The following is a 24,848-nucleotide window of genomic DNA, read 5'->3' on the forward strand; positions in this document are numbered from 1 at the left end:
ATGTCCTGAGGCAGAACTGTCACCGATGTCCTGAGACATAACAGACCACTAGCCGCGAAGAAACCTCCAAAACACGTACGTGAGAGGCAGAGGCGTACGCGTAGGACGTCGGGGGGGGGCAGCAGAACGGCTCCGGCCGGGCCGGGGTCTCCCCCGGCCCGGCCGGAGCCGTGACATTTGCTGCGCGTGTCGGCTGCCGCCGCGGCGGCGGCCGACACGTGGTCAGCGCGCGACCAGTGTGCCGCCCGCGGCCTCGACCTTCTCCTTGGCGGAGTCGGACCAGGCGTCGGCGGTGATGTCGAGCCTGACCGCGACGTCGCCGCCACCCAGCACCTTGACCAGGCGACCCTTGCGCACCGCGCCCTTGGCTACCAGGTCATCGACGCCGACCTGGCCACCCTCGGGGAACAGCTCGGCGATGCGCCCGACGTTGACGGGCTGGTACTCGACCCGGTTCGGGTTGCGGAAGCCGCGCAGCTTGGGCAGGCGCATGTGCAGCGGCATCTGGCCGCCCTCGAAGCCGGGGCGAACCTGGTACCGCGCCTTGGTGCCCTTGGTACCGCGGCCGGCGGTCTTACCCTTGGACGCCTCACCGCGACCCACGCGGGTCTTGGCCTTCTTGGCGCCCGGAGCGGGGCGGAGGTCATGCAGGCGAACGACCTGCCCGGCCTCCTCGTGCTTCTTCGTGTCAGCCATCTCAGGCCTCCTCAACGGTGACGAGGTGCGCCACCCTGGCGATCATGCCGCGCACGGACGGGTTGTCCTCGCGGACCACGGACTGGCGGATCCGGTGCAGGCCGAGGGCCTTCAGGGTCTCGCGCTGGCGGCGGGTACCCCCGATGCCGGAGCGGACCTGGGTCACCTTGATCTGCCGGGCGTCCTGCTGTGTCTTAGCGGTTGCGGCGTCAGCCATCACACACCCACTCCTTCAGCGGCCTTTTCGGCCTCCTTCTTCTCGGCCTCGGCGCGCTTGGCGGCCTCACCCTCGGCGCGGGCGCGCAGCATGGACTGCGGCGCGACCTCCTCCAGGGGCAGGCCACGGCGAACCGCGACCGACTCCGGCTGCTCGAGCTGCTTGAGCGCGGCCACCGTCGCGTGGACGATGTTGATCGCGTTCGAGGAGCCGAGCGACTTCGACAGGATGTCGTGGACGCCGGCGCACTCCAGGACGGCGCGCACCGGGCCGCCGGCGATAACACCGGTACCGGGCGAGGCGGGCCGCAGCAGCACGATGCCGGCGGCGTCCTCCCCCTGGACCACGTGCGGGATGGTGCGACGGATCATCGGGACGTGGAAGAACTCCTTCTTCGCCGCCTCGACGGCCTTGGCAATGGCGGCGGGAACTTCCTTCGCCTTGCCGTAGCCGACGCCCACCGTGCCCTCACCGTCACCGACGACGACCAGCGCCGTGAAGGTGAAGCGGCGGCCGCCCTTGACGACCTTGGACACGCGGTTGATGGTGACGACGCGCTCGATGTACTTGTCGTCGTTGCCCCGGCCGGTGCCCCGGTCGCGGCGGTCATTGTTGCGGTCACGGCGGCCGCGGCCCTCGCCGCGGTCGCTCTCACGCCGGGCCGAGCCGTCGGACGACGCGGACCTGTCTCGCTGCGGTGCAGCCATCAGAAACTCCTTAGCTTTCTCGTCGTCTGGCTCAGAACTCCAGGCCGCCCTCGCGGGCGCCCTCGGCGACGGCCGCGACGCGACCGTGGTACTTGTAGCCGCCACGGTCGAACACGACCTTCTCAATGCCCAGCGCCTTGGCGCGCTCGGCAATCAGCTCGCCCACGCGGTGAGCCGCGCCGACCTTGTGGCCCTCGACGCCCTGGGCCGCCGCCTCGTGGGTGGAGGCGGCGCAGAGCGTGTGGCCGATGGTGTCGTCGATAACCTGCGCCACCATGTGGCGGTTGGAACGGCTGACCACCAGCCGGGGGCGCTCGGCGGTGCCGGACACGTGCTTGCGCACGCGCTGGTGGCGGATCTTGCGGGCGACAGCCTTGGTCTTGTCCCTCTTGATCGCGTAAGCCATGGTCACTTACCAGCCTTTCCGACCTTGCGGCGCACGTTCTCGCCGGCGTAGCGCACACCCTTGCCCTTGTAGGGCTCCGGCGGGCGGATCTTGCGAATATTCGCGGCGACCTCGCCGACCTGCTCCTTGGAGATACCCGAGACGATCACCTTGGCGGGACCGTCCACCTTCAACTCGATGCCCTCGGGGGCGTCGACGACGACGGTGTGGGAGAAGCCGAGCGACAGCTCGATGCCGGTGCCCTTCTGGGCCGCACGGTAACCGGTGCCGACGATCTCCAGCTCCTTGGAGTAGCCCTCCGTCACGCCGATGACCATGTTGTTGATCAGCGTGCGGGACAGGCCGTGCAGCGAGCGCGAGCGGCGCTCGTCGTCGGGCCGGGACACCAGGATGGAGCCGTCCTCCTGGCGGGCGACCGTCAGCGGCTCGGCGATGGTGCGGGTCAGGGTGCCCTTGGGGCCCTTGACCGTCACGTCATTTCCTTCAATGGTTACATCCACTCCGGCGGGAACCGGAACGGGAAGGCGTCCAATACGAGACATGGTTCTTCTCCGCTCCTTCTCTCACCAGACGTAGGCGAGCACTTCGCCGCCTACGCCCCGGGCCTCCGCCTGCCGGTCGGTGAGCAGGCCGGAGGAGGTGGACAGAATGGCCACCCCCAGGCCGCCGAGGACCTTGGGCAGGTTCGTGGACTTTGCGTACACGCGCAGACCGGGCTTCGACACGCGCTTGAGCCCCTGGATGGCACGCTGCCGGTTGGCACCGTACTTCAGGGTCAGCGTGAGCGTCTTGCCGACCTGGGCGTCGGTCACCTCGTAGCCGTCGATGTAGCCCTCGTTCTTCAGCATCTTGGCGATATTCACCTTCAGCTTGCTGGAGGGCATGGACACGGTCTCGTGGTATGCGTTGTTGGCATTGCGCAGACGAGTCAGCATGTCTGCGATTGGGTCTGTCATTGTCATGAGTGGGCCTGCGCCCTTCCTCGTCGCGGTTTCCTTCTCGGACCTGCGACGTAAGTTCTTACCAGCTGGACTTGCTCACGCCGGGGAGCTGGCCGTTGAGGGCCATCTCGCGCAGGCAGATGCGGCACAGGCCGAACTTGCGGTACACCGAGCGGGGCCGGCCGCAGCGCTGGCAGCGCGTGTAGGCACGGACGCCGAACTTCGGCTTGCGGTTCGCCTTGACTTTCAAAGAGGTCTTAGCCATGTCACTTCTCCTTGAAGGGGAAGCCGAGCTGCTTGAGCAGCGAGCGGGCCTCCTCGTCGGTCTTGGCCGTGGTCACCACGGTGATGTCCATGCCGCGCACGCGGTCGATGGCGTCGGGGTCGATCTCGTGGAACACCGCCTGCTCGGTCAGTCCGAAGGTGTAGTTGCCGTTGCCGTCGAACTGCTTCGGGCTCAGGCCGCGGAAGTCGCGGATGCGGGGCAGCGAGATGGAGATCAGCCGGTCGAGGAACTCCCACATGCGGTCGCCACGCAGCGTGACGTGGGCGCCGATGGGCTGTCCGGCGCGCAGCTTGAACTGGGCAATCGACTTGCGTGCCCGAGTCACCTGCGGCTTCTGGCCGGTGATGGCTGCGAGGTCGCGGACGGCGCCCTCGATCAGCTTCGAGTCGTGGGCGGCCTCGCCCACACCCATGTTGACGACGACCTTGGCAACGCGCCCGACCTGCATGACGTTGGAGTGCTTGAACTCCTCCATCAGGGCGGGACGCACCTGGTCGTCGTACTTGGCCTTCAGCCGGGGGGCGACGGCGGTCGCCGTGGTCTCAGCCGTGTTCTCAGCCATGGTCACAGATCCTCCCCGGACTTCTTGGCGTAGCGCACGCGAACGGTGCGCTTACGGCCGTTGGGGCGCACGCCCTCCTCGACCCGGAAGCCGACGCGAGTGCGCTGGCCCGTCTTGGGGTCGATCGGCATGACGTTTGAGATGTGGATGGGGGCCTCGACGGTCTCGATGCCGCCGGCACGGGCTCCCTGGGCGGTCTGCCGCGGGCGCGTGTGCTTGGTTACGCGCTGCACGCCCTCGACGACGACGCGGTCCTCCTTCGGGATGACCCGAAGCACGCGGCCGGTCTTGCCCTTGTCCTTGCCGGCGATGACGATGACCTGGTCGCCCTTCTTGATGCGTGCCATGGGTCAGATCACCTCCGGTGCGAGCGAAACGATGCGCATGAACTTCTTCTCGCGAAGCTCACGGCCGACGGGGCCGAAGATGCGCGTGCCGCGGGGCTCGCCATCCTTGTCCCTGATGATGACGGCGGCGTTCTCGTCGAAACGAATGTACGAGCCGTCCGGGCGGCGACGTTCCTTGGTGGCGCGCACGACGACCGCCCTGACGACCTCGCCCTTCTTGACGTTGCCGCCGGGGATGGCGTCCTTCACGGTAGCGACGATCTGGTCGCCGATGCCCGCATAGCGCCGACCCGAGCCGCCGAGCACACGGATGCACAGGATCTCCTTGGCACCGGTGTTGTCGGCGACCTTTAGTCGCGACTCCTGCTGGATCATTGAATGTTCTCCTGTCGTCGAGCCGGTTCTCCCGCCACGCATGGCGGCGCGAGCCTGGCCGAACGTTCCTTCTGGTGGTGCACGCTGCCCGCCGACGGCGGACGAGTCCCGGTACGCAGGCCCCGACAGACACAGGCGCAGGAGCGCGAGGTCTCTGCCGGGCGCACCGAGGGCGCGCGCAACTCCCCAACCCTAGTGCAACGCAGGGAATCGCCGGTAGTCCGGCCGGAAATCCGGGCCTGTGCCTTTGCTCACCACGGACGTTGGGACCGACCCGGGTGAACGACGACGCCGCAGCCCGGGTTGCCCCGGAGGCTGCGGCGTCGTCGTTGTGCGGTGAAGCCGGTGCGGGACCGCGACCCGATGGCCTACCGGTCCCAGCAACGAATCACTTGGCCTTCTCGAGGATCTCCACCAGTCGCCAGCGCTTGGTGGCGCTCAGCGGACGGGTCTCCATGATCAGCACGAGGTCGCCGGGGTGGGCGTCGTTGTGCTCGTCGTGGACCTTGAACTTCTTCGAGCGGCGCAGAACCTTGCCGTACAGGGAGTGCTTGTAGCGCTCCTCCACCTCGACGACGATGGTCTTCTGCATCTTGTCGGACACGACGTAGCCACGGCGCACCTTACGGTGGTTGCGCTGGGGGGCGTCGGTACCGGCCTGCTCGCCGGCGTTCACGTTGTCAGTGGTCTGTTCGCTCACTTGGCGTCCTCCTCCTGAGTGCTCGGAGCGGTGCGGATGCCGAGCTCGCGCTCGCGCACAATGGTGTAGATGCGGGCGATGTCGCGACGCACGGCCTTCATGCGGCCGTGGTCCTCCAGCTGCCCGGTCGCGGACGCGAACCGGAGGTTGAACAGCTCCGTCTTGGCCTTGGACAGCTCCTCAGCGAGGCGCTCGTCGTCCATGGCGTCGAGGTCTGCGGGGCTGAGCCCCTTGGAACCGATAGCCATCAGATGTCACCACCCTCACGGGTCACGAAACGGGTCTTCATCGGCAGCTTCGCCTGAGCGCGACGCATGGCCTCGCGGGCCAGGTCGACGTCGACGCCGCCGAGCTCGAACATGATGCGTCCGGGCTTGACGTTGGCGATCCACCACTCCGGGGCGCCCTTACCGGAACCCATACGGGTCTCGGCGGGCTTCTTGGTCAGCGGGCGGTCCGGGAAGATGTTGATCCACACCTTGCCGCCGCGCTTGATGTGGCGGGTCATGGCGATACGGGCCGCCTCGATCTGCCGGTTGGTGACGTAGGCGGGCTCGAGAGCCTGAATGCCGTAGTCGCCGAAGGCGATCTGGTTGCCGCCCTTGGACATGCCCGAACGGTGCGGGCGGTGCTGCTTGCGGTACTTGGTCCGGCGGGGGATGAGCACGGCTCAGGCCTCCGTTCCCTGATCGGGGGCAGCGTTCTCGGTGGCCGGCGCCTGCTCGACCTGCTGCTCGTTCTGGCGCGGGGCGCGCTCACCACGGCGGCCGCCGCGGCGCTCACCACGGCCGCGGCCGCGCGGGGCGGACTCGGCCTGCTGGCGGGCGAACTCGCGCTCGGTCATGTCGCCCTTGTAGATCCACACCTTCACGCCGATGCGGCCGAAGGTGGTCTTGGCCTCGTAGAAGCCGTAGTCGATGTTGGCCCGCAGGGTGTGCAGCGGAACGCGTCCCTCGCGGTAGAACTCGCTGCGGCTCATCTCCGCGCCGCCGAGGCGGCCGGAGCACTGCACGCGCACGCCCTTGGCGCCGGCGCGCATGGCCGACTGCAGTCCGCGGCGCATGGCGCGACGGAAGGAGACGCGGCTGGCGAGCTGCTCGGCGATGCCCTGGGCGACCAGCTGGGCGTCCAGGTCGGGGTTGCGGACCTCGAGGATGTTGAGCTGAACCTGCTTACCGGTCAGCTTCTCCAGCTGGCCGCGCAGGCGCTCGGCCTCCACGCCGCGACGCCCGATGACGATGCCGGGGCGGGCGGTGTGCAGGTCGACGCGGACCCGGTCGCGGGTGCGCTCAATGTCGACCTTGGAGATGCCGGCACGCTCCATGCCGTTCTCCATGAGGCGCCGGATCTTGACGTCCTCGTCCACGAAGTCGCGGTAGCGCTGACCGGGCTTGGTGGAGTCGGCGAACCAGCGGGAGCGGTGGTCCGTGGTGATGCCCAGGCGGAAACCGGTCGGGTTGACCTTCTGCCCCATTACCGGGCTCCTTCCTGCTTGGCGGTGTCGGCGCGGTCGCCGACGACGACGGTGATGTGACTGGTGCGCTTGAGGATTCGGGCCGCGCGTCCCTGGGCGCGCGGGCGGAACCGCTTGAGGGTCGGGCCCTCGTCGGCGTACACCTCGGTGATGAACAGGTCGTTCTCGTTGAAGCGCTCGCCGTCGCGCTCGGCCTTGTACCGGGCGTTGGCGATAGCGGACTCGATGACCTTGCGGACGGGCACTGCAGCGGACTGCGGTGCGAAACGCAGCACGCCCACGGCGTCGACGGCGCGCTTGCCGCGGACCTGGTCCACGACCCGGCGTGCCTTCATCGGCGTGCAGCGCACGTACTTGGCCTGCGCCTTGGCTTCCATGATTCTTAGCCTCTCAAACTCTCCGGCGCCCGTCAGCGACGCGCCTTGCGGTCGTCCTTGACGTGCCCACGGAAGGTACGGGTGGGAGCGAACTCACCGAGCTTGTGGCCCACCATGGACTCGGTAACGAACACCGGGACGTGCTTGCGGCCGTCGTGGACGGCGAAGGTGTGCCCGATGAAGTCCGGCGTGATCATCGAACGCCGGGACCAGGTCTTGATGACGTTCTTGGTGCCCTGCTCGTTCTGGGCGTCCACCTTCTTCTGCAGGTGGTCGTCGACGAAGGGGCCCTTCTTAAGGCTTCGCGACATGACTGGCTCCTATCAGCGCTTCTTGCCGGTCCGGCGACGGCGCACGATGAGCCGGTCACTGGACTTGTTGGGACGACGGGTACGGCCCTCAGGCTTGCCCCAGGGCGAGACGGGGTGGCGGCCACCGGAGGTGCGGCCCTCACCACCACCGTGGGGGTGGTCCACCGGGTTCATGACCACACCGCGCACGGTCGGGCGGACGCCCTTCCAGCGCATGCGGCCGGCCTTGCCCCAGTTGATGTTGGACTGCTCGGCGTTGCCGACCTCGCCGATGGTCGCCCGGCAGGCGGCCTCGACGTTGCGGATCTCGCCGGAGGGCATGCGCAGCTGCGCGTACTTGCCCTCCTTGGCGACCAGCTGCACCGAGGTGCCGGCGCTGCGGGCGATCTTGGCGCCACCGCCGGGGCGCAGCTCAACGGCGTGCACCACGGTACCGGTGGGGATGTTGCGCAGCGGCAGGCAGTTGCCCGGCTTGATGTCGGCCTCGGGGCCGGCCTCGATCCGGTCACCCTGGCGCAGGCCGTTGGGGGCCAGGATGTAGCGCTTCTCGCCGTCGGCGTAGTGCAGCAGGGCGATGCGGGCGGTGCGGTTCGGGTCGTACTCGATGTGCGCGACCTTGGCGGGCACGCCGTCCTTGTCGTGCCGGCGGAAGTCGATCAGCCGGTAGGCGCGCTTGTGACCGCCACCCTTGTGACGGGTGGTGATGCGCCCGGAGGAGTTGCGGCCACCGGTCTTGCTCAGCGGCCGGACCAGCGACTTCTCGGGGCGGTTGCGGGTCAGCTCGCTGAAGTCGGCGACCGACGAGCCGCGGCGACCGGGGGTCGTCGGCTTGTACTTACGGATTGCCATCTCGATCTTCTACCTTCCGTGTCAGTCCGTCACGTCGCCGAAGATGTCGATGGTGCCCTCGCGCAGAGTTACGATCGCGCGCTTGGTGTCCTTCGACTTGCCGATGCCCGTGCGGGTGCGGCGGGTCTTGCCGCGGCGATTGAGCGTGTTCACCGAGGCGACCTTGACATCGAAGATGGACTCGATGGCGATCTTGATCTCGGTCTTGTTGGCGTCGGGGGCCACGACGAAGGTGTACTGCCCGCGATCCATGCAGGTGTACGACTTCTCGGAGACGACCGGCGCAATAATCACGTCGCGGGGGTTCTTGCTCTTTACGAAGCTCACTTGGACTCCTCCTCACCCTTGCCGAGGAAGTCGTCCAGGGCGGCGGCGGTGAAGACGACGTCGTCGGAGTTGAGGACGTCGTAGGTGTTCAGCTGATCGGCCTTGAGCACGTGCGCCTCGGGGGCGTTGCGCAGGCTGAGTCGGGTGAGTTCGTCGGTGCCGGTGGCGACCACCAGGGACTTGGGGCGGTCCGTGAGGTTGCGCAGGGCGGCGAGGGCCGACTTGGTGGACGGCTTCTCGGAGGTGACAAACTCGGTGATGACGTGGATACGGCCGTTGCGGGCCCGGTCGGACAGGGCCGAGCGCAGGGCGGCGGCCTTCATCTTCTTCGGGGTGCGCTGGGAGTAGTCGCGCGGCTGCGGGCCGTGCACGGTGCCGCCGCCGGTGAACTGGGGGGCACGGATGGAGCCCTGGCGGGCGCGGCCGGTGCCCTTCTGCCGGTAGGGCTTGCGGCCACCGCCGCGGACCATGCCGCGGGTCTTGGTGGCGTGGGTGCCCTGCCGGGCCGCGGCCAGCTGGGCCACGACGACCTGGTGCATCAGGGGGATGTTGAGCTCGGCGTCGAAGATCTCGCCGGGCAGCTCCACGGTGCCGGTCTTGGCTCCGGTGGAGTCGACGACGTCGACGATGATGGTGTCTGCCATGGTGTCAGGCTCCCTTCACGGCGGTGCGGATGACGACCACGGAGCCCTTGGGGCCGGGGATGGCGCCGCCCATGAGCAGCACGCCCTTCTCGGTGTCGACGCCGCGGACCTTGAGGTTCTGGACGGTCGTGGTCGCGTGGCCCATGCGGCCGGCCATGCGCAGGCCCTTGAAGATGCGGCCCGGGGTGGCGCAGGCGCCGACGGAGCCGGGCTTGCGGTGGTTGCGGTGGGCACCGTGGGAGGCGCCGACGCCGGAGAAGCCGTGGCGCTTCATGGTGCCGGCGAAGCCCTTACCCTTCGAGGTGCCGGTGACGTCGACCAGCTGGCCGACTTCAAAGGTGTCGGCCGCGAGCTCCTGGCCGGGCGCGAACTCGCCGGCGAGCGAGGTGCGCACCTCGGCGACGTGGCGACGGGGGGTGACGCCGGCCTTGGCGAAGTGGCCGGCGAGCGGCTTGGTTACCTTGCGCTCGTCGATCTCGCCGAAGGCGAGCTGGACGGCCTCGTAGCCGTCGTTCTCGACAGTGCGGATCTGGGTGACGACGTTGGGGTCGACGCGCACGACCGTGACCGGACGCAGGGCGCCGTTCTCGTCCCAGACCTGAGTCATGCCGAGCTTGGTGCCGAGCAGCGCCTTGACGGGCGCGGCGGACCGCTGGTTGGTAGTCATGGCTTCAGTCCTCAGAGCTTGATCTCAATGTTGACGTCGGCCGGCAGGTCGAGACGCATGAGCGAGTCGACGGCCTTCGGCGTCGGGTCGACGATGTCGATCAGCCGCTTGTGTGTACGCATCTCGAAGTGCTCGCGGCTGTCCTTGTCCTTGTGGGGCGACCGGATGACGCAGAACACGTTCTTCTCGGTCGGCAGCGGCACTGGGCCCACGACCGTCGCGCCCGCGCGGGTCACGACGTCGACGATCTTGCGCGCCGAGGAGTCGATGACCTCGTGGTCGTAGGACTTGAGCCGGATGCGGATCTTCTGTCCCGCCATGGCGCCTAACCTCTCTTGCTTTCGGTGACCGGTCCACGCGCTCGGGCGTGTCGCAATGCGACGCGCACCTCGGCCCGGTCAAGGGCTGGTGAGCCGGTCTGGACACACGGAATCCCGATGGCGATCGGGTCCGTCAGACTGGATTCCGGGGTGGGCCCCCGGTGCGGCCGGAGCGGGCGTCGGCCCGCCGGCTGGCCTACGTTATCAGCGCCGGCCCCACCTGCGACAGCCGGATGGGCACGCTGGACCTGTGAGTCTGCCCACCCGACACCCGCGCTCGGGCGTGTCGCAGTCCGCGACACGCAGCCGCAACGGCGGGAGGCCCGCCACCCGGTGTGGGTGGCGGGCCTCCCGCGAAGCCTCACTGCGAGCCGCGGCCCGCAGCTGCGTCAGCGCATGGAGCGCCGCGGCCTGGTCACTTGATGATCTTGGTGACGCGGCCGGAGCCGACGGTGCGGCCACCCTCGCGGATGGCGAAGCCGAGGCCCTCCTCCATGGCGATGGGCTGGATCAGCTCAACCGACATCTCGGTGGTGTCGCCGGGCATGACCATCTCGGTGCCCTCGGGCAGCGTGATGACGCCGGTGACGTCCGTGGTGCGGAAGTAGAACTGCGGACGGTAGTTCGAGTAGAAGGGGTTGTGGCGACCGCCCTCGTCCTTGGTCAGGATGTAGACGTGGCCCTCGAACTGGGTGTGCGGGGTGATGGAGCCGGGCTTGCAGACAACCTGTCCGCGCTCGACGTCCTCACGACGGGTACCACGCAGCAGCAGACCGCAGTTCTCACCGGCCCACGCCTCGTCCATGGACTTGTGGAACATCTCGATGCCGGTGACGGTGGTCTTCTGCGGCTCGCGGATACCGAGGATCTCGACCTCGGAGTTGATCGGCAGCTTGCCGCGCTCGACGCGACCGGTGACGACGGTGCCGCGACCGGTGATGGTGAAGACGTCCTCGATGGGCATGAGGAACGGCTTGTCCATGTCACGCTCGGGGGTCGGGATGTACTCGTCGACCGCGTCCATGAGCTCCTTGATCTTGGCGGTCCACTCGGGGTCGCCCTCGAGGGCCTTGAGCGCGGACACGCGGATCACGGGGGCGTTGTCGCCGTCGTAGTCCTGGGAGGACAGCAGCTCGCGGACCTCCATCTCGACCAGCTCGAGGAGCTCCTCGTCGTCGACCATGTCGGCCTTGTTCAGGGCGACCAGCAGGGCGGGGACGCCGACCTGACGGGCGAGCAGAACGTGCTCGCGGGTCTGGGCCATGGGGCCGTCGGTGGCGGCGACCACCAGGATGGCGCCGTCCATCTGCGCGGCACCGGTGATCATGTTCTTGATGTAGTCGGCGTGACCGGGGGCGTCGACGTGAGCGTAGTGACGCTTGGCGGTCTCGTACTCGACGTGCGCGATGTTGATGGTGATACCGCGCTGGCGCTCCTCGGGAGCCTTGTCGATCTCGTCGAAGGGAGTGAAGGGGTTCAGGTCCGGGTACTCGTCGTGCAGGACCTTGGAGATCGCTGCGGTCAGCGTCGTCTTGCCGTGGTCGACGTGACCGATCGTTCCGATGTTGACGTGCGGCTTGGTCCGCTCGAACTTGGCCTTGGCCACTGGTGTCCTCCTGGGACTCGGGTAGTTCTCTTCGTCGGGGATCGACTAGCACATGGTAGCCGTACCGACTGCGAGAGTGTCTACTGATGAATTGTTGGAAATCTTACTTGGATGAGTTGCCCCGGAGGCAATTCCGGGGCCGGGTGGGGCCGGGGCGGACGACTCTCGCCGCCGCGCCCCGGCACCGGTGCGGTCTGGGTCACTCGCCCTTGGCCTTGGCGATGACCTCGTCCGCGACGTTCTTGGGAACCTCGGCGTAGGAGTCGAACTCCATGGAGTACACGGCACGACCCTGGGTCTTGGAACGCAGGTCGCCCACGTACCCGAACATCTCCGACAGCGGGACGTTGGCCTTGATGACCTTCACGCCCTGCGCGTCCTCCATCGACTGGACCATGCCGCGCCGGGAGTTCAGGTCGCCGATGACGTCGCCCATGTACTCCTCGGGGGTGCGCACCTCGACGGCCATGACCGGCTCCAGCAGAACCGGCTTGGCACGCTTGGCGCCCTCCTTGAAGGCCATGGAGCCGGCGATCTTGAAGGCCATCTCGGAGGAGTCGACCTCGTGGTAGCCGCCGTCGACCAGAGTCGCCTTGACGTCCACCATCGGGTAGCCGGCCAGCACACCCGTGGTCATGGCCTCCTGCACGCCGGCGTCGACGCTGGGGATGAACTCACGGGGCACGCGGCCGCCGGTGACGGCGTTGACGAACTCGTAGTGCTTGTTCTCGCCCTCCTCGTCCGCGTCGTCGTGAGTCAGCGGCTCGAAGGACATGAGCACCTTCGCGAACTGGCCGGAGCCACCGGTCTGCTTCTTGTGCGTGTACTCGACCTTGTCGACCTTCTTGCGGATGGTCTCGCGGTAGGCGACCATCGGGTTACCGACGTTCGCCTCCACCTTGAACTCGCGCCGCATACGGTCGACGAAGACGTCCAGGTGCAGCTCGCCCATACCGCCGATGACGGTCTGGCCGGTCTCCTCGTCGAGCTCGACCGTGAAGGTCGGGTCCTCCTCGGAGAGCTTCTGAATGGCGACGCCGAGCTTCTCCTGGTCGCCCTTGGTCTTGGGCTCGATGGCCACGTGGATCACCGGGTCCGGGAAGGTCATCGACTCCAGGATGATCGGGTCGCCCTGGGCAGACAGGGTGTCACCGGTGGTGACGTCCTTCAGCCCGATGAACGCGTAGATGTGGCCGGCGTGGGCCTCCTCCACCGGGTTCTCCTTGTTGGAGTGCATCTGGAAGAGCTTGCCGACGCGCTCCTTGCGGCCCTTGGTGGCGTTCAGGATCGTGTCGCCCTGGGAGACCTTGCCGGAGTACACGCGCACGTACACGAGCTTGCCGTAGAACGGGTGCGTGGCGACCTTGAAGGCCAGCGCGGAGAAGGGCTCGTGCTCATCGGCCTTGCGGGTGATGACCTTGGACTCGTCTCCGGGGACGTGCCCCTCGACGTCGGGCACGTCCAGCGGGGAGGGCAGGTAGTCGAGCACGCCGTCGAGCACGGGCTGAATGCCCTTGTTCTTGAAGGCGGACCCGGCGAAGACCGGGAAGGCCTCGCCGGCGATGGTGAGCTTGCGGATGCCGCGCTTGAGCTCGGCGACCGACAGCTCCTCGCCCTCCAGGTACTTCTCCATCAGCTCGTCGTCGGCCTCGGCGACCGTCTCGATGAGCTCGTTGCGCAGCTCCTCGGCGCGGGAGACCAGCTCGGCCGGGATGTCCTCGTAAACGACGACGCTGCCGCGGGTGTCCTTGCCGTCGGCGTCCTTCTCGGGGAAGCGGATGGCCCGCATCTCCAGCACGTCGACGACGCCGGAGAACTCGTTCTCGGCACCGATGGGGAAGTTGATGACGATCGGGGTGGCGTGAAGCCGGTCGCGAATCGTCTGCACGGAGAAGTCGAAGTTCGCACCCAGCTTGTCCATCTTGTTGATGTAGCAGATGCGGGGCACGTTGTACTTGTCCGCCTGGCGCCACACCGTCTCGGACTGGGGCTCGACGCCCTCCTTGCCGTCGAAGACGGCGACCGCGCCGTCGAGCACACGCAGGGAGCGCTCGACCTCGACCGTGAAGTCGACGTGGCCGGGGGTGTCGATGATGTTGATCTGGTTGTCCTTCCAGAAGCAGGTGGTGGCCGCGGAGGTAATGGTGATACCGCGCTCCTGCTCCTGTTCCATCCAGTCCATCGTCGAGGCGCCGTCGTGCGTCTCGCCGATCTTGTAGTTGATGCCCGTGTAGAACAGGATGCGCTCCGTCACGGTCGTCTTGCCGGCATCGATGTGAGCCATGATGCCGATGTTGCGGACCTTGGTGAGGTCAGTCAGCACGTCTAGTGCCACTAGTGATGTCCTTCGTTCTTGTGGTGCGGGAGTTGGGCGCCGCCCGGGCCCTGGGGCCCGGGGGCGTGCGGTTGATTACCAGCGGTAGTGAGCGAAGGCCTTGTTGGACTCGGCCATTCGGTGCATGTCCTCGCGCCGCTTGACGGCGGCGCCGAGACCGTTGGAGGCGTCCAGGATCTCGTTCATGAGCCGCTCGGTCATGGTGTTCTCGCGCCGCTGGCGGGAGAAGTCCACGAGCCAGCGCAGGGCGAGGGTGGTGGCGCGGTTGGGGCGAACCTCAACCGGGACCTGGTAGGTCGCACCACCGACGCGGCGGGAACGGACCTCCAGGGACGGGCGAATGTTGTCCAGGGCGCGCTTGAGCACCGAAACCGGATCCTGGTCGGTCTTGGAACGCACGCCCTCGAGGGCGCCGTAGACGATGCGCTCGGCGGTCGCCTTCTTGCCGTCAAGCAGGACGCGGTTGACGAGCTGGGTGACGACGGGCGAGCCGTAGACCGGGTCGACGGCCAGCGGGCGCCGGGGTGCGGGACCCTTACGAGGCATTAGTTCTTCTCCTTCTTGGCGCCGTACTTGGAGCGTGCCTGCTGGCGGCCCTTGACACCCTGGGTGTCGAGGGAGCCGCGCACGATGTGGTAGCGGACACCGGGAAGGTCCTTCACACGACCACCGCGGACGAGCACGATCGAGTGCTCCTGGAGGTTGTGCCCCTCACCGGGGATGTAGGCCGTAACCTCGATACCGGTGGAAAGGCGCACACGGGCGACCTTACGCAGGGCGGAGTTCGGCTTCTTCGGGGTCGTGGTGTACACACGGGTGCATACGCCACGGCGCTGCGGACTGGACTTGAGCGCCGGCGTCTTGGACGCCGCGCGCTTGGTCGAGCGGCCCTTGCGGACCAGCTGCTGAATCGTGGGCACTACTGATTCTCCATCTTGAAGTGCTTGCGGGCTGTCGCTGCCCACGTGCCGACCCGCTCCCCCGCGACGGCGCACTGCGCCACGGTGAGGGCCGGCCCGCTCGGCGTCGGCCCGGCCGACGGCGATGCGTCCGGAGCCCCGTGACGGGGCCCGTCGGTTCCCGCCGCGGCAGACCCGCGTCACCGACCGGAGCCTGAGCTCCGAGTGGCTGGGAACGGAATGGAGAACGGTGGCCCGCACGCGGGCACCAGTGGGGCACATTACCCGGGCATGACACCGCACGCCAGACGGCGTCGGGGTGTTCCTGGCCACGTACACCCCAACGAGACCGGTCGCTATGACCGGCTCTTCAAGTTTGGGGACGTGGCGGGCCGACAGGTGGCGGTTCGCCGGGTGAAGGGCGATGCGTGCGGGTTCCGGTGATGCGGCGCGCGCCTTCACCCGACGGTTCGTGTGTTTGCCTGACGGTTCGTGCGTTACGGTCGACGATTCGGCACTTCCTGCGACGCTTCGTGGGGTAGATGCACGAACCGTCGCCGTTCATGCCGAACCGTTGCTGCTACCTGACGAACCGTCACCCAAACGCACGAACCGTCCGCACGCGCAACGGCGCCGACGACGTCCTCATCAACCCGAACACGACCTCATCAACCCGAGAACGTCCTGTGTCCGGCCAATACGTCCTCGTCAGCCCGAAACCCTCCCGAATGTGGAGGGTTTGGGGACGACGAGGACGTATTCGGCAAACCGGCACCTGCCGAGAACGACCTTGTCAACCCGAACACGACCTAATCAGCCCGACAACGACCTCCCAAACACGACCTCCCACGCCCGAACACGTCCTCGCTTACCCGAGAACGACCTCGCCATCCCGACGTCGTCCTCCCGCGCCTGAATACGACCTCCACACCGCGACCGCCGGCCCGAACCACCACACCCACAAACACAAAGAACCCGTTTACTACGCCAGTTCACCGTCCACAACGCCCCTTAACGGTCTGCTGAACGCCTCAAAAGCCTTCAGCAAACCCCTAAGGGGCGTACCCAACACCGAAATGGCGTAGCAGAGAGAACTCCCCCGGCCTCGGCACAGCCAGCCGCATGCCGGGCCGCCGCCTGCCCCACACACGCATACCGGCTGGCTGGGCTATATACCGCGGCTCGCAGGGCTATACGAGCGCAGCGATGGCGGCGTCGTAGTCGGGCTCCTGCCGAATCTCCGGCACCTGCTCGGTGTACAGGACGGTGCCGTCGGTGTCGATCACCACGACGGCACGGGACATCAATCCGGCCGTAGGGCCATCTACCAGCACGACTCCGTAGTCATCGCCGAAGCTGGAGCGGAACGTGGAACCCGTCACGACCTGGTCCAGGCCCTCGGCGCCGCAGAAGCGTGCGGCCGCATAGGGCAGGTCAGCCGAAACGCACACGACAGTGGTGTTCTCCAGGCCGGCGGCGAGCTGATTGAACTGGCGCACCGAGGTGGCGCAGATGCCGGTGTCCACCGACGGGAAGATGTTCAGCACCACGCGGCGGCCGGCGAACTGCGCCGACGTGACCGGACTCAGGTCCGCGCCCACCAGCTCGAAGTCCGGAGCCTTGGCGCCCACGGCGGGGAGTATGCCGGCGGTGTGCACCTGGACGCCTTCGCGAGTGATCGTAGCCATGCGTTAATAATGACATCTTTTTATTTTGAGAGACAAGGCCTCATACAACCTATTTCCACATCCGCGATCCCCGCCCCACCTGAGCGCTCCCACTACTCGCCCTTGGCGGAACGGAGGATGTCCAGGACCTCGCCCTTGCCGGGAATATCCACCCCCAGGGACTCGACCTCGTTGATGAGCACGTCTATCTGGTCAACGTCCACCGACTCGGCATAGGCCTGCGCCTGTGCCGCGATCTGCTGTTCCAGCACCTTCGCCCCGTAATAGGCGCCGCCCACCGTCGCCGCCGTGGGCAGCACCACGGACGCCAGCAGCAGGAGCACCGCGGCCGTCTTCGGGCGCGCCCGGACCACGGCCACGATGGCGACGATGAAGGCGATGAAAGCCAGCACTCCCCCAACCGCGAAGGCGCCGGCAGCGGTGGTGTCGATGGGGCTGCCCATGCTCTGTGCTACGGCGATGACGTCCACGGAGGTGAGCAGCGTGTAAATGCCCCAGCCGAGCAGCGCAGAGGCGAGCAGCACCAGGATCGTCCCCAGTGGGGTGGCCGCCGTGTGTCGTCGGACTGGAGCCGCCGGCAGCCGCATGGGTGCGCCCGGTTGCGCGTACGCCGAGGCGGGCGCATACGCGGGCTGCGTTGGCGACGCCGCATGGCCTGCACCGGTCGGCAGCGCCATGGTCGGGGCGGGTTCCGCGTCGTAGGGCGCATAGTCGGTGTCTGCGTAGTCGTAGTCGGCGGGTGCATACGACTCGGGTAGGGCGGTGGTGGGGACGCCGTCGCCCAGACCGGTGGTGGTGTTGACTGCCTGCGTGGGCTGGGCATCCTGCCACCGAGCGTCGACGGCGTCGCGGTCCAGCCGGTCGTCCCTGCCGTTGCGCCCAAACGCGCTTACGCGCCTAGTCGCGCTGTGTGATGAAGACGGATCGGGCGGGTACTCGGGTGCGGATGGCGTGGTCACGGGCGGCTCTCCTTAGCGATGACGCTGCGGACAGGTACACCCAAAACGGTACCGATCCGCAGCGTCGTCGCGAGGGTGCGTTTAGACACGCTCCGCTCAGTACCAGTACGCGCTCGATCCGGTGATGGCGATCGTCGGCTCACCGCCGTCATCGGGCCATTCGAGGGAGCCCGAGAAGGTGTACTCCCAGTCCTCGAAGTCCGGGTCCTCATTCCAGTCGCTCGGATCGTCACGCGTGGTGAACGTGACCGGCCCGCTCTCGAACGAGGTGCCGTTCACCGTCGCCTCCGTCGCCTCGGTGGTCACCTCCAGGGAGTCCAGCCTGGTGGACTGCAGCGGGTAGGGGCAGACATCCTCCAGGTTGCCGGGCGGAGTGACGCACTCGGTCGCCTGCGAGTTGACTGCGTCGAGCACCAGGTTCTCCAGCGTCTCGGTAGCCTCGCCCTCCACCTGGATAGCGCTGCTGGACGTGGAGTTGATGTTCAGCTCGGTGGTGTCGGCCGTGAGGTACTCAGATATGTCTGTGCCGACCCCGACGTCGTAGATGCCGAGGTAGATGTACTGAGTGGCGGAGCCGTCCCCGTACTCGCTGGCCTCCAGCGGCACCTCCGTGCCGCCGACGGTGACGGCGCCGAGCGTATAGGAGGACAGCGTGACTTCCTGAACGAGCGGGGTGTCGATCCTCCAGGTGTTCAGCACCCCGTACTCCTTGTCGCCGGCCTTGACCACGATGGGCACGTCGAGGCGCTTGCCGTCCAGGGAGAGCGTTGCGGTCACGGTGACCGAGTCCCGCGTTCCCGCGCTCGTGTAGGTATCGGTATCCGACGGCGCCGCCACATCCACCACCTCGATGCGGGAGGTTGCGGCGCCGAGTACTTCGTCGGTCAGCAGCAGCCGCTGGTTGTTCGGGACGCCAGGATCCACCATGGCGGTAGCCGCGTCGGCGTGGCCGTCGGCGAGCAGCGCCAGGTACGCCTCGACCGCCTGCTCCGGCCCGCGCCGCGCGTTGACCACGTGCACCGCGATAGCGCCCGCGCCGACGAGAACCAGGCAGGCGACCACCGCGCCGGCCACACGCTTCAACCGTCGCCTGGCCGCCGGGTCCATCGGTTGCGGTGCGGGCAGTGGCGGCGCGGGGGTTCCCGCCGCATTGGCCGACATGGCCGCGGGCGCAGATGCGGCCGACGCCGCTGGGGCCGATGGCGCGTATGCCGCAGGGGGTGCGGGCGCAGCAGGGGCCGACGTCGGTGCCGAAGTCGCGTGGGGCTGCGCGGCGTAGAGGGCGACGTATTCATCCGGCGCCGGGGCGGGCGCCGGCGTAAATGCAGGCGCAGGCGGGACGGCGGTAGACGCCGCGAATGACTGCTTCGGGGCCGGCTGCGCCTGGCCGGTCACCCAGTATCCGACCGCCGGAGCGCCTGCACACAGCCGCAGGAAGGAGTTGGCGTTGGCGTACAGCCAGGTCGGCAGTACTTCCGCCAGCGCCGAGACGATCAGCGCGAAGAGCGCTAGCGTCAGGCTCGACCACCAGGCCGGACCGAAACTGGCCGTGGCCTGTTGCCCCAGCAGACGCCCCGAGAGGCGTACTGGCGCGAGCAGGTGCAGCACGATCAGTCCTGCTGCCAGCGTGGCGACCGGCAGCTGCCAGGTCCGGGCCGGGTCCGCCGCAGCCAGCCGCGGCCGGCGCACTCCGACACGCGCCGCGCCGGCCACGACAACCAACAGCACGGCGACGTACAGCAGGATCGACCAGGAGCCCATGATGTCCCAGGCAGAGGCGCTGCCCGACGGGTAGGGAACGTCACCGACGCCGAATTCCTGCAGGAAAGGAGCAGAGAAGGAGCCGGCGATGCCACCCAGGGTGCCGAGGGTGAGGGCGTAGACGATCAGGTTGCCGACCAGAACGGGCAGCAGGGGAATAGCACCGCCGGCGTCGTTCTTGAACGCCGCAAACACAGCGACAACGATGCTGACCACGCCGAGCACCACGCCGATAATCGTTGCCAGCGCGCCGAGTTCGCGCAGTACCTGGCGCAACCGGGCCGGGACCCGGGAGGTGAGCTGTACCCCCGCACGTGCGAGCATCAGCGCGGCAAAGACGATCACCCAAGTCATCAGTAGGGATGAAGCGGCCGACGCGCGCACAACCGCTTCGCCCGTTCCCGCCGGGTCGTAGGAGCCCAGGGCGGTGAGCAGGCATGCCAAGAGTGCGGCCACGGCCGCCTCGACGGCGGCACGTAGCGCCATCGCGCCGAGGGGCGCCGCGGACTCGTCTACGGGCGCGCGCCGCCGGGCCAGCAAATACACGCCGACGGCGATTGCCAGCAGTGTTCCCAGCGGCAGTGCCGTGAGCCCCACGTTGGCAGATACATATGCGTCACTCCCCAGCAGCTGCGGGGAGATCGTCGCCTGCAGGCCTCCCCCGAGGCTGAAGCCCATGGCGACCACGAACAACCCGAAGGAAGTCGGCACGTTGTGCTGCCCGAGCAGCTCCAGCGAGGTCATGAGCAGTATCGCCGAGCCCAGCGCAACTCCGAACACCACTGCGAGGGTGAGGCCTACCGTCGTGAGCGCGGGCTTGCGGGTGAGCGTGTGCATGGCGGCTGCCACCGGGCTGGGAGTTGCGGGATTAGGCGCCGGCGGCGGCAGCATTCCCTGAGCGGGCCACACGGTGGCCGTCGACTGCACCGGCACGTCCGGCTGCCCGGGTACCGGCTGGGTCGGGGCCGGCGCCGGCTGAGATGGCACGGGCGCATCCTGTGCGGCTACCGGGGGCGCCGGGAACGGCATCGTGGCGTCCGGCTGCGGGCCGGCTTCAAGGCCAGTTGGGCTGGGCGCAACCGGCGGCGGAGCGCCCGCAGGTGAGCTGGAGGTTTTCGCAGCAGGCGCTACCCCACCGGGGCCGCTCTCAGGATGTGGGCCGGGACTCGGTAGATTGTGTTGGTCGCTCATGGCATCCCTTTGGGAATAGGGAGGGCTGGACGCCGCACACCTTGCCACGACGTGATGCGCATCGCAATTGACGTGCGAAGAGCGAGACGGCCCGCACCCTCCGGAGTGGAGGGTGCGGGCCGCCGTCGTAGTCGGTCAGCGCTGCGCGGCCGGAAGGCGACCGCCACGCGTCAGAACTGAATGTCCTCCGAGGAGGTGTTGAATCCGGTGCGGAAGTCGTCGGAGAAGTCCGCGCGGAAGTCACCGCCGAAGGAGAAGTCGTCCAGCGCCACCGAGTCGCCCGCGGAGAAGCCGTCGCCGCCGGCGTAGCCGGCCCGGGAGAAGACCTCCGCCTTGACCTCCTCGGTCGGCTCCACCTCGATGTCCGAGTAGCGGGCCAGACCGGTGCCGGCGGGGATCAGCTTGCCCAGGATGACGTTCTCCTTCAGACCCAGCAGCGGGTCCGACTTGCCGCTCATGGCGGCCTCGGTGAGCACACGCGTGGTCTCCTGGAAGGAGGCGGCGCTCAGCCAGGAGTCGGTGGCCAGCGATGCCTTGGTGATACCCATCAGCTCGGTGCGCGCGGAGGCGGTCTTGCCGCCCTCCGCCATGACCCGGCGGTTCTCCTCGCGGTAGCGCGAGACGTCCACCAGGTCGCCCTGCAGCAGGTTGGTGTCACCGGCGTCCAGCACGGTCACGCGACGCAGCATCTGCCGCACGATGACCTCGATGTGCTTGGAGTGGATGTCCACGCCCTGGGAGCGGTAGACCTCCTGCACCTCGTCCACCAGGTGGCGCTGGGTGGCGCCGACGCTGCGCAGGCGCAGCAGCTTCTTGGGGTCGATCGGCCCCTCGGTGAGGGCGTCGCCCGGCTCCACGTGGTCGCCGTCGGTAATCAGTAGCCGCTGGCGGCGGGAGACGGGGACCACCAGGTCCTCCTCGCCGTCGTCGCGGGTGATGACCAGCCGCTTGCCGTCGGCGTCGTCCTCAATCTTGAGGGTGCCGGCGGCCTCGGCCACCGCGGCCTCACCCTTGGGGGTGCGGGCCTCGAAGAGCTCCTGAACACGGGGCAGACCCTGGGTGATGTCGGCGGCGCCGGCCGCACCACCGGTGTGGAAGGTACGCATGGTCAGCTGCGTGCCGGGCTCACCGATGGACTGGGCGGCGATGATGCCGACCGCCTCACCGATGTCGACGCGCTTGCCGGTGGCCAGGGAGCGACCGTAGCAGGCGGCACAGGTGCCGACGGCGGAGTCGCAGGTCAGCACGGAGCGGCACACGACCTGCTCGATGCCGGCGTCGATGGCCGCGCGGATGTTGGCGTCGCCCAGGTCGGTACCGGCCTCGATCACGACGTTGCCGTCGGCGTCCACGGCGTCGCGGGCGAGCGTGGTGCCGAACACGGTGGTCTCCAGGATGTCGGAGACCTCCTTGACGCGCTCGCCGTCGACCTCCTTCCAGGTGAACAGCCGCTTGGTCAGACCCTTGCGGGTGCCGCAGTCGTCCTCGCGGACGATCACGTCCTGGGAGACGTCGACCAGACGCCGGGTCAGGTAGCCGGAGTCGGCGGTGCGCAGAGCCGTGTCGGCCAGACCCTTGCGGGCGCCGTGGGTGGCGATGAAGTACTCCAGGACGGACAGGCCCTCCCGGTAGTTGGACTCGATCGGCCGCTCGATGAGGCGCTGCTTGGGGTCTGCCACCAGGCCGCGCATGCCGGCCAGCTGGCGAATCTGGTCCCAGTTACCGCGGCCACCGGACGCCACCATCTGGTAGACGGTGTTGCGCTCGGGGAAGTTGGCGCGCATGGCCTCGGCGACCTCGTCGGTGGCCTTGGTCCAGATGTCGATCAACGACTTGTAGCGGTCGTCCTCGGTGAGGGCACCGAGCTCGAACTGCTCCTCGATCTCGGCGGCCTCGGCCTCGTAGCGGGCGAGGATCTCCGGCTTGGAGGGCGGCGAGACCACGTCGGCGAAGGCCACGGTGATGCCGGACCAGGTGGACCAGTGGAAGCCGTTGGCCTTCAACTCGTCCAGGCAGGCGGCCACCTCCACGCGCGGGTAGGACTCCGCCAGCGTGTTGATGATGTTGCCCAGCTTCTTCTTGTCAACGGTGTAGTTGACGTAGGGGAAGGACTCGGGCAGGGCGGTGTTGAACAGGGCGCGGCCGAAGGAGGTGCGCAGGGTGATCGGGTCGCCCTCGCTCCAGTTCTCGGGCGGCTGCCAGCCCTCGGGAGCGGTGATGCCCTCCTCGAAGCGGATGTCGCAGGTGGCGTTCACATCCAGCTTGCCGAAGTCGTAGGCCATGACCGCCTCCGCGTAGGAGGAGAAGGCCGGGACGATCGGCTCGCCGTGCTCGTCGGTCTCCACCGCCACGGCCGGGTCCGGCTCCTGGGTGAGGTAGTAGGTGCCGATGATCATGTCCTGGGAGGGCATGGTCACGGGGCGACCGTCCGAGGGCTTGAGGATGTTGTTGCTCGAGAGCATCAGGATGCGGGCCTCGGCCTGCGCCTCGGCGCCCAGCGGCAGGTGCACGGCCATCTGGTCGCCGTCAAAGTCGGCGTTGAAGGCACCGCACACCAGCGGGTGCAGCTGGATGGCCTTGCCCTCGATCAGCTGCGGCTCGAAGGCCTGGATGCCCAGGCGGTGCAGCGTGGGGGCGCGGTTGAGCAGGACCGGGTGCTCGCGGATGACCTCGGCCAGCACGTCCCAGACCTTCGGGTTGGCGCGCTCAACCATCCGCTTGGCGGCCTTGACGTTCTGCGCCTCCTTGAGCTCCACCAGCCGCTTCATGACGAAGGGCTTGAACAGCTCAAGGGCCATCTGGCTGGGAAGACCACACTGGTGCAGCTTCAGCTGCGGGCCGACGACGATGACGGAGCGGCCCGAGTAGTCCACACGCTTGCCCAGCAGGTTCTGACGGAAGCGCCCCTGCTTGCCCTTAAGCATGTCGGACAGAGACTTCAGCGGGCGGTTGCCCACACCGGTGACGGGGCGGCCGCGGCGGCCGTTGTCGAACAGGGCGTCGACGGCGTCCTGCAGCATGCGCTTCTCGTTGTTGACGATGATCGTCGGGGCGCCCAGGTCCATCAGCCGCTTGAGGCGGTTGTTGCGGTTGATGACGCGGCGGTACAGGTCGTTGAGGTCGGAGGTCGCGAAGCGGCCACCGTCCAGCTGCACCATGGGGCGCAGGTCCGGGGGAATCACCGGGATGTTGTCCAGCACCATGGCCTCGGGGGCGGTGCCGGTCATGCGGAAGGCGTTAATGACCTTCAGCCGCTTGATGGCGCGGGTCTTACGCTGGCCGGTGCCGCTGTCGACAATCTCGTTCAGGGCGGCGGCCTCCGCCTCCAGGTCGAAGTTGCGCAGGCGGTCCTGGATGGCCTCTGCGCCCATGGCGCCCTTGAAGTAGATGCCGTAGTCGGCGGCCATGTCCCGGTACAGGACCTCGTCGCCCTCGAGGTCGCCGACCTTGAGGGACACGAAGCGGTCCCACACCTTGTCCATGTGCTCCAGGGTGCGGGTGTTCTTGCGGCGCAGGGAGGCCATCTCGCGCTCGGCGGTCTTGCGGGCCTTGTCCCGCTGCGCCTGCTCGGCGCCCTCCGCCTCGAGCTGGGCGAGGTCCTCCTCCAGACGCCGCTGGCGGGCCTCGATGTCGGCCTGGCCGGCCTCCTCCACGTGCTGCTTCTTGACCTCGAACTCGTTGCGCAGCGAGGGCAGGTCGTCGTGGCGGGCCTCCTCATCCACCTCGGTGACCATGTGGGCAGCGAAGTAGATGACCTTCTCCAGGTCCTTGGGTGCCAGGTTGAGCAGGTATCCCAGGCGCGAGGGGACGCCCTTGAAGTACCAGATGTGGGTGACGGGCGCGGCCAGCTTGATGTGGGCCATGCGCTCGCGGCGCACCTTGGAGCGAGTCACCTCAACTCCACAGCGCTCGCAGACGATGCCCTTGTAGCGCACGCGCTTGTACTTGCCGCAGGCGCACTCCCAGTCACGGGTGGGGCCGAAGATCTTCTCGCAGAAGAGTCCGTCCTTCTCCGGCTTGAGGGTGCGGTAGTTGATGGTCTCGGGCTTCTTGACCTCGCCATGCGACCAGGACTTGATGTCCTCGGCGGTGGCAAGGCCGAGCTGGATCCTGTCGAACACGTTGGCGTCGAGCACAGTTCCTACTTCCGATTCAGAGTGGTCAGCTCAAAAGTCTTAAGGGTTCCCGGTGCCGCGTTTCCAC

At 67.8% G+C, this 24,848-nt stretch carries 29 protein-coding genes; all 29 read right to left on the reverse strand.

Annotated features, from left to right (window positions below; translation table 11 throughout):
- Positions 1-222: 222 nt before the first annotated feature.
- Positions 223-696 (reverse strand): 50S ribosomal protein L15, encoded by a 474-nt coding sequence (gene rplO / locus BN1056_RS02230; RefSeq protein ID WP_210578716.1) that lies wholly within the window; start codon positions 694-696, stop codon positions 223-225.
- A gap of 1 nt (position 697) precedes the next feature.
- Positions 698-913, reverse strand: coding sequence for a 50S ribosomal protein L30 (gene rpmD / locus BN1056_RS02235; protein WP_073327528.1), 216 nt, complete (start codon positions 911-913; stop codon positions 698-700).
- On the reverse strand, positions 913-1,620 hold the full coding sequence (gene rpsE / locus BN1056_RS02240; protein WP_073327530.1) for a 30S ribosomal protein S5: 708 nt from the start codon (positions 1,618-1,620) through the stop codon (positions 913-915). The genes rpmD and rpsE overlap by 1 nt, the downstream gene beginning before the upstream one ends.
- A 31-nt stretch (positions 1,621-1,651) precedes the next feature.
- Entirely contained in the window at positions 1,652-2,026 is a 375-nt protein-coding gene (gene rplR, locus BN1056_RS02245; protein WP_108969510.1) for a 50S ribosomal protein L18, read from the reverse strand.
- Between the two features lie 2 nt (positions 2,027-2,028).
- On the reverse strand, positions 2,029-2,568 hold the full coding sequence (rplF, locus tag BN1056_RS02250) for a 50S ribosomal protein L6 (protein WP_073327531.1): 540 nt from the start codon (positions 2,566-2,568) through the stop codon (positions 2,029-2,031).
- Positions 2,569-2,589: 21 nt separating this feature from the next.
- Entirely contained in the window at positions 2,590-2,988 is a 399-nt protein-coding gene (rpsH, locus tag BN1056_RS02255) for a 30S ribosomal protein S8 (protein ID WP_073327533.1), read from the reverse strand.
- Between the two features lie 58 nt (positions 2,989-3,046).
- On the reverse strand, positions 3,047-3,232 hold the full coding sequence (locus BN1056_RS02260; protein ID WP_073327534.1) for a type Z 30S ribosomal protein S14: 186 nt from the start codon (positions 3,230-3,232) through the stop codon (positions 3,047-3,049).
- Between the two features lies 1 nt (position 3,233).
- Complete coding sequence (gene rplE / locus BN1056_RS02265; protein WP_073327536.1) at positions 3,234-3,815, reverse strand: 50S ribosomal protein L5; 582 nt, start codon at positions 3,813-3,815, stop codon at positions 3,234-3,236.
- Between the two features lie 2 nt (positions 3,816-3,817).
- Positions 3,818-4,162 (reverse strand): 50S ribosomal protein L24, encoded by a 345-nt coding sequence (gene rplX / locus BN1056_RS02270; protein ID WP_073327537.1) that lies wholly within the window; start codon positions 4,160-4,162, stop codon positions 3,818-3,820.
- A 3-nt stretch (positions 4,163-4,165) separates the two neighbouring features.
- Positions 4,166-4,537: a 50S ribosomal protein L14 gene (gene rplN, locus BN1056_RS02275; protein WP_073327539.1), complete on the reverse strand. Its 372-nt coding sequence runs from the start codon at positions 4,535-4,537 to the stop codon at positions 4,166-4,168.
- Between the two features lie 388 nt (positions 4,538-4,925).
- Positions 4,926-5,213 (reverse strand): 30S ribosomal protein S17, encoded by a 288-nt coding sequence (gene rpsQ, locus BN1056_RS02280; protein WP_244671468.1) that lies wholly within the window; start codon positions 5,211-5,213, stop codon positions 4,926-4,928.
- 20 nt (positions 5,214-5,233) lie between these two features.
- Positions 5,234-5,485, reverse strand: coding sequence for a 50S ribosomal protein L29 (gene rpmC, locus BN1056_RS02285; protein WP_210578718.1), 252 nt, complete (start codon positions 5,483-5,485; stop codon positions 5,234-5,236).
- The gene (gene rplP, locus BN1056_RS02290; RefSeq protein WP_073327544.1) at positions 5,485-5,904 is read right to left on the reverse strand and encodes a 50S ribosomal protein L16; all 420 of its coding nucleotides are present in this window, start codon (positions 5,902-5,904) and stop codon (positions 5,485-5,487) included. The genes rpmC and rplP overlap by 1 nt, the downstream gene beginning before the upstream one ends.
- Before the next feature lie 3 nt (positions 5,905-5,907).
- Positions 5,908-6,711, reverse strand: a complete 804-nt coding sequence (gene rpsC / locus BN1056_RS02295) for a 30S ribosomal protein S3 (protein ID WP_210578720.1) — start codon at positions 6,709-6,711, stop codon at positions 5,908-5,910.
- Positions 6,711-7,088 (reverse strand): 50S ribosomal protein L22, encoded by a 378-nt coding sequence (gene rplV, locus BN1056_RS02300; protein WP_210578722.1) that lies wholly within the window; start codon positions 7,086-7,088, stop codon positions 6,711-6,713. The genes rpsC and rplV overlap by 1 nt, the downstream gene beginning before the upstream one ends.
- Positions 7,089-7,120: 32 nt before the next feature.
- Positions 7,121-7,399, reverse strand: coding sequence for a 30S ribosomal protein S19 (rpsS, locus tag BN1056_RS02305; RefSeq protein ID WP_073327549.1), 279 nt, complete (start codon positions 7,397-7,399; stop codon positions 7,121-7,123).
- Positions 7,400-7,411: 12 nt separating this feature from the next.
- Positions 7,412-8,248, reverse strand: coding sequence for a 50S ribosomal protein L2 (gene rplB / locus BN1056_RS02310; protein WP_073327550.1), 837 nt, complete (start codon positions 8,246-8,248; stop codon positions 7,412-7,414).
- A gap of 21 nt (positions 8,249-8,269) precedes the next feature.
- Positions 8,270-8,575: a 50S ribosomal protein L23 gene (gene rplW, locus BN1056_RS02315; RefSeq protein WP_073327552.1), complete on the reverse strand. Its 306-nt coding sequence runs from the start codon at positions 8,573-8,575 to the stop codon at positions 8,270-8,272.
- Positions 8,572-9,219, reverse strand: coding sequence for a 50S ribosomal protein L4 (gene rplD, locus BN1056_RS02320; protein WP_210578725.1), 648 nt, complete (start codon positions 9,217-9,219; stop codon positions 8,572-8,574). Before rplD ends, rplW begins: the two co-directional genes overlap by 4 nt.
- Positions 9,220-9,223: 4 nt before the next feature.
- Positions 9,224-9,886: a 50S ribosomal protein L3 gene (gene rplC / locus BN1056_RS02325; RefSeq protein ID WP_210578727.1), complete on the reverse strand. Its 663-nt coding sequence runs from the start codon at positions 9,884-9,886 to the stop codon at positions 9,224-9,226.
- A gap of 11 nt (positions 9,887-9,897) precedes the next feature.
- Positions 9,898-10,206, reverse strand: a complete 309-nt coding sequence (gene rpsJ, locus BN1056_RS02330) for a 30S ribosomal protein S10 (RefSeq protein WP_070511604.1) — start codon at positions 10,204-10,206, stop codon at positions 9,898-9,900.
- Positions 10,207-10,621: 415 nt separating this feature from the next.
- Positions 10,622-11,812 carry an elongation factor Tu gene (gene tuf / locus BN1056_RS02335; RefSeq protein ID WP_086614094.1) on the reverse strand — a complete coding sequence of 397 codons (1,191 nt, stop codon included), beginning with the start codon at positions 11,810-11,812 and terminating at the stop codon, positions 10,622-10,624.
- A gap of 199 nt (positions 11,813-12,011) precedes the next feature.
- A complete protein-coding gene (fusA, locus tag BN1056_RS02340) occupies positions 12,012-14,147 on the reverse strand; it encodes an elongation factor G (RefSeq protein ID WP_210578730.1) in 2,136 nt (711 codons plus the stop codon).
- A 75-nt stretch (positions 14,148-14,222) separates the two neighbouring features.
- Positions 14,223-14,693 carry a 30S ribosomal protein S7 gene (gene rpsG, locus BN1056_RS02345; RefSeq protein ID WP_073327560.1) on the reverse strand — a complete coding sequence of 157 codons (471 nt, stop codon included), beginning with the start codon at positions 14,691-14,693 and terminating at the stop codon, positions 14,223-14,225.
- The gene (gene rpsL / locus BN1056_RS02350) at positions 14,693-15,067 is read right to left on the reverse strand and encodes a 30S ribosomal protein S12 (protein WP_073327562.1); all 375 of its coding nucleotides are present in this window, start codon (positions 15,065-15,067) and stop codon (positions 14,693-14,695) included. Before rpsL ends, rpsG begins: the two co-directional genes overlap by 1 nt.
- Positions 15,068-16,236: 1,169 nt before the next feature.
- Positions 16,237-16,734 carry a thiol peroxidase gene (tpx, locus tag BN1056_RS02355; RefSeq protein ID WP_210578733.1) on the reverse strand — a complete coding sequence of 166 codons (498 nt, stop codon included), beginning with the start codon at positions 16,732-16,734 and terminating at the stop codon, positions 16,237-16,239.
- Positions 16,735-16,826: 92 nt separating this feature from the next.
- Positions 16,827-17,693, reverse strand: coding sequence for a hypothetical protein (locus BN1056_RS02360; RefSeq protein WP_210578735.1), 867 nt, complete (start codon positions 17,691-17,693; stop codon positions 16,827-16,829).
- Between the two features lie 96 nt (positions 17,694-17,789).
- A complete protein-coding gene (locus tag BN1056_RS02365; RefSeq protein ID WP_210578738.1) occupies positions 17,790-20,441 on the reverse strand; it encodes a hypothetical protein in 2,652 nt (883 codons plus the stop codon).
- A gap of 374 nt (positions 20,442-20,815) precedes the next feature.
- On the reverse strand, positions 20,816-24,781 hold the full coding sequence (locus BN1056_RS02370) for a DNA-directed RNA polymerase subunit beta' (protein WP_210578739.1): 3,966 nt from the start codon (positions 24,779-24,781) through the stop codon (positions 20,816-20,818).
- Positions 24,782-24,848 lie beyond the last annotated feature (67 nt).

It is taken from the genome of Actinomyces succiniciruminis (assembly GCF_900002405.1).
GTDB lineage: Bacteria > Actinomycetota > Actinomycetes > Actinomycetales > Actinomycetaceae > Actinomyces > Actinomyces succiniciruminis.